Genomic DNA, 4229 nt, shown 5'->3' with positions numbered 1-4229 from the left:
GCCCCGGCAGAATGGGCGCGACCGTCCGCGCCGCACTTCATCTCACGCACTTCGAGTACCGCTACCTACCCGAATCTTGTTGAGATCACTTCAGTCAGCGATCGCGCACGGCCGCCAAGCCCTGCAAGGTGACCGGAAGTCGCTGCCGTCCCTGCTGATGTGCTCTCGTGAGCTGACTAGCCTCCTGGCCCAGCGCTATCCGGATCAGCCGGAAGTCTCGTCGTACCTGGAAGGAGTTCGAACCCTCGCGGCGTAGGGACTTGCAGCTAGTCGGACTTGGACTCGGACTGGTCTGCCCGTCGACCACCGACGCCAGGCCGAGGACGACCCTGCTGCCATGATCTGATCCGGGCCGGCCGCCACATGTGTGTACGGCCAACAGTCATGTCAGGTTCGGGCACGTGCCCACGCTTTCGGTAGTTCGTGACCGTCGAGACCTGGACTCCGAGGTAGGCGGCGACATCCGAGGTCGTCCACCACTCGGCGTCCCTTCCCGCATCCGTCGTCACACCACCATTCTCCACCGTGCGTGAGACGTTCAACGCACCGCAGGTGAGGGGGAGCCCGCCGGACCGGCTGCCGGCGATGTCGAGTCTCAGGACGTCCGTGACAGAACAGTCTCGGGACGTGGGTGACACTTCTGGCTAGCCGGGTGGTGAGGGCGGCTCGGGTGGACGTCCTCGGGCACGGGCTGTGTCGGATACGGCGATGCCGGCCAGGACGAGAGCAGCGGCGCCGGCGACGAGCACCGGCGGCAGGAAGATCGTTGCCGGCGAGATGGCGGCGAGCATGAGGACCCCGGCCACGCGGTTTCGGGACACCCGGCCGAACACCGCGTACTCGAAGATGGCCCGTCCGGCGAGGAACAGTGCGGGTCCGCCGAGGATCACGGCGATCCACGCCGGCTGTGTGTGCCCGGATGGGTGCTCGATGATGAGCTCGACGCCGACAGAGATCGGGACGATGCCGGCGACCATGACCAGGTGAGCGTTTGTCGCCAACACGGTAACGCGGAGCGGATCATTGGCCGCGGCGACGGCCCCGCCCAACACCTCCCCAGCGAGGTGGATGTAGATCCGCCACAGCAGCACCGTGGTCGTGAACGCCACCACGACCGCCGCGCTGCGGTCAGCCTCGAAGGTGTGCTCGCTGAGCCCCAGCCCCGTCACCAGAATCAACTCGCCGAGCGCGATGATGAAGAACTGCCGATAGCGCTCGGCCAGGAACTCGCCCGTGATCCCAAACTCCGCCGCATTGCCGCGGCCCAGCCTCGGCGCGGGCCAGCCGAGACTGGCCGCCGTGTAGTCCACGGCCACCGCTAGCGCCCACAGCACCCCACGCGGCCAACCCTGCACAATTGCGCCCGCGATCCACGGCACCGCCGACACGCCGAACCAGAGCAGCACCCGCATCTCGGGACGCTGCCGCTTGTCGCCACGGGTAACGATCACGAGAAACAGGCTGCGACCGACCTGGACGGCGACGTACGCGCCGGCGAAGACCAAGCCATGCCCGCCGAACGCCTCAGGCACTGCGGCCGACAGCACCAAGCTGCCGAACATGCACCCGATGACCAGCACCTGTATCGCCGGCCGTCGCGGCTCGAACCTGTAGACCACCCCCGCCGTCGCGGCCCACACCCACCACATGGCGAGCAGCAGCAGCAGCGTCTGGAAGGCGTCGATCCAGTCCAGATGCAGTCGCAGCCCTAGCGAGAGTCGGAAGAGCGCGAAGACAAACACCAGGTCGAGGAACAGGTCCAGGAACGTCGTCCGCTGCTCCTCCGGTCTCCGCATCAGCCGGGCTGCGCCACTCGTCATCGGTTCGCCCCGTTTCTGCCGCTTCTGTCAGCTCTGACCAGTCGTACCACCCGACAGCGCTGGGGGATGTGGATGTGCTGCTGCGGCCAGGGGTCGAACGGCCTCGCCCGTGGGGGCGACGGTAGAGGCCGTCAGTTCCTACAAGCCGTCGCCGCCAGTTCTGATCAGCTCGTCGACCTTGGCCAGGCGTCGGGCCAATGCCACAAGTGGCGGAGTGTTACCCAGGTCCTGATACCGATCTGTCACCCAGGTCCTGAGACACGACAACCGGCTGTCGGCGATGTCGGGCTCCACTTGATGCGTTACGGATCGGTGTCGAATGACGGGTGACACGTCCGGCTAGACGATCTTCGTGGTCAGGGTAGTCCGCGAGCTTGCTCCACCGCTGATGTTCTCGCTTCGATGGCTAGGCCGCCGGCGGTGTGGGCATGGGATGGGGCGTGGCCGGCGGTAGTTTGAGTCGCTGGCGGGTTGCGTGGATGACTTCGATGACGCGCTGCTGCAAAGCAGGTGGGTCGTCGGCGAGGTCGGCTAGCTGTTTTGCGCGCTGGGCGAGGTCGTGGGCCCAGTCCGGGTCTAGGTTGCCGACGGTGATGCGGTGGAACGCTTGTCGTGCGGTGTCGGGGTCGCCAGCTAGCGCTGCTGCGCCCCCGGTGTGGTAGGCGTGCCACCAGGGCGACTCGCCGTGCCTGGTCGTGCGGGAGGCCAGCTGGCGAGCGGCGGCTGCGGGGTCGGGGAACTGGCTGCGCAGCTGGTCGACCCGTTGTGCGGCGACACCGGCGACCGTGGTGATGTCGCGGGTGAACTGTTCGGCGTTGACGAAGTTCAGAAAGCTCGTCCAGCCGACCTCGCCGACCGGCGGCTGTGTGACGAAGGCGGCGTCGTTGCGCCAGTAGATGCGGCTGCCGTCGTCGAATGACCAGTGGTCGCGCTCGTGCCACAGCCACATCGCGCCAACGTTGAGATAGGTGCCTTCCGAGCGGGAAGGCTGGAACTCAACGACGATCAGCCACCAGCCTCGGTCATCGATCCAGACGCGTGATGCGCCTCGCCGATGCAGTCCAAGCGGCTGCAGATGCTGGCGTGCCACCGCTGTGACCAGTCGAGTCGCTGTGGCTCCGTCTGGCATTCGAGGAGTATGGCATCGGTCGCCGAGACGGTAGAGGGTCATTGTCCGCCTCGCTTGCCGATCGTCGTCTGCCGTGGTGGTTCCGGCTTACGGGCTTTGAACCGGGCGATGGGCTTGGTGGTGGTGCAGGCGACCTCGATGAGGAGCTGGTCGCCGTCGTAGACGCGGAAGGTGGCGTCGGTGGCTTCGACAGTGACGATGCGACCGGCGTGGGCGATGCCGGGGTGAATGCGTTGACCGGCGATGACGAGGCTGCCGCGGCTGCTGACCCGCCGCTCGACGCGTTGAGCGTCGCGGGCCGGGGCTGGTGGTGGTCCGGCGGGACGGGCATCGCGGAGGCGGGCCAGGTCGGCCTTGGTGAGTGGGTTGGGCAGGCTGCGCAGCAGGGTCCGGCCGGTGTCGAGAATCTGCAGGACGCCGTAATCGAGGCGGGCGGTGATCCGCCGCCCGGCGAGGTGGTAGCCGATCGGGTGTTGCCTGCCGGCAAGGGCGATGAGCCCGTTGGCGGTAACGATCCGGTCAACCTCGATCGGGCCGCCAGACTCGGCCGGGCCGGCGGCGATGGGTGAGGGCCCGGCAGGCTGGCCGTCCTCGGCGAGTAGCTGCCGCAGGTGGTCGAGGGTGAGCCGGGACGGGACGGACTTGAGGCGGGCGCCGTTCAGCAGCAGGTGGATGACGGTGGTGTCGGCCCAGAGCGTGATGGTGCGCCCGGCATGGGCGGGGCCGAGCCAGAACTGCTGCCCGCAGACGGCGAGGTTGCCCGAGGCGGGAATCACGCGGGCGACCTCCACGGCTAGGCGGACGCTGTCGCCGACAGCCACTGGCACTGCTGGAGCGACGGTGTGCCCCACGGATGGCGGAGGCGTCGGTGCTGGGGTCGGCAGCGGTCGGCGGGGTGCGGGAATGGTGCTGGACAGCAACGGAGGTAGTCGCAGCGGCAGCTGCTCCTCGGTCGGCTGGGCGGCGAACCGGTCCGCCGGGAACGCCATCGCGAGGGACTGGTGGGGCCGTTCGGTGTTGTATTCGTGCCGGAAGGCGTCGATGGCGGCCTGGGCTGCTTGCGGGTTGGCCCAGACCTCGACATCGTCGAGGAGTTCCCGTTGCAGGGTCTGGTGGAATCGCTCGACCTTGCCAGTGGTGGTGGGTGAGCGGGGCTTGGTCAGCCGGTGGGTGATGCCATTCTCTCGGCAGACATCCCAGGATTCAAAATGTCAAGCGGCTGCTGTGCTGTGGTGAGCCCAGGCCTTGTGTTCGTCGTAGATTGAGCGGGTCTTGAGGCA

At 67.5% G+C, this 4229-nt stretch carries 3 protein-coding genes and 1 pseudogene; all 4 read right to left on the bottom strand.

All coding sequences use genetic code 11. The features are described from left to right. Positions 1–644: 644 nt before the first annotated feature. The gene (locus ABZU69_RS36890) at positions 645–1820 is read right to left on the bottom strand and encodes a low temperature requirement protein A (protein WP_354968839.1); all 1176 of its coding nucleotides are present in this window, start codon (positions 1818–1820) and stop codon (positions 645–647) included. Positions 1821–2226: 406 nt separating this feature from the next. Continuing rightward, positions 2227–2910, bottom strand: a complete 684-nt coding sequence (locus ABZU69_RS36885) for a hypothetical protein (protein WP_354968838.1) — start codon at positions 2908–2910, stop codon at positions 2227–2229. Positions 2911–2987: 77 nt separating this feature from the next. Next, positions 2988–3938: a hypothetical protein gene (locus ABZU69_RS36880; RefSeq protein ID WP_354968837.1), complete on the bottom strand. Its 951-nt coding sequence runs from the start codon at positions 3936–3938 to the stop codon at positions 2988–2990. Positions 3939–3986: 48 nt separating this feature from the next. Continuing rightward, a pseudogene (locus ABZU69_RS36875) lies at positions 3987–4112 on the bottom strand (integrase core domain-containing protein); the annotation flags it as partial. Positions 4113–4229: the final 117 nt, after the last annotated feature.

It is taken from the genome of Micromonospora sp. NPDC005206, assembly GCF_040608175.1.
Lineage (GTDB): Bacteria > Actinomycetota > Actinomycetes > Mycobacteriales > Micromonosporaceae > Micromonospora.
This window is presented reverse-complemented; position numbering and strand designations above follow the sequence as displayed.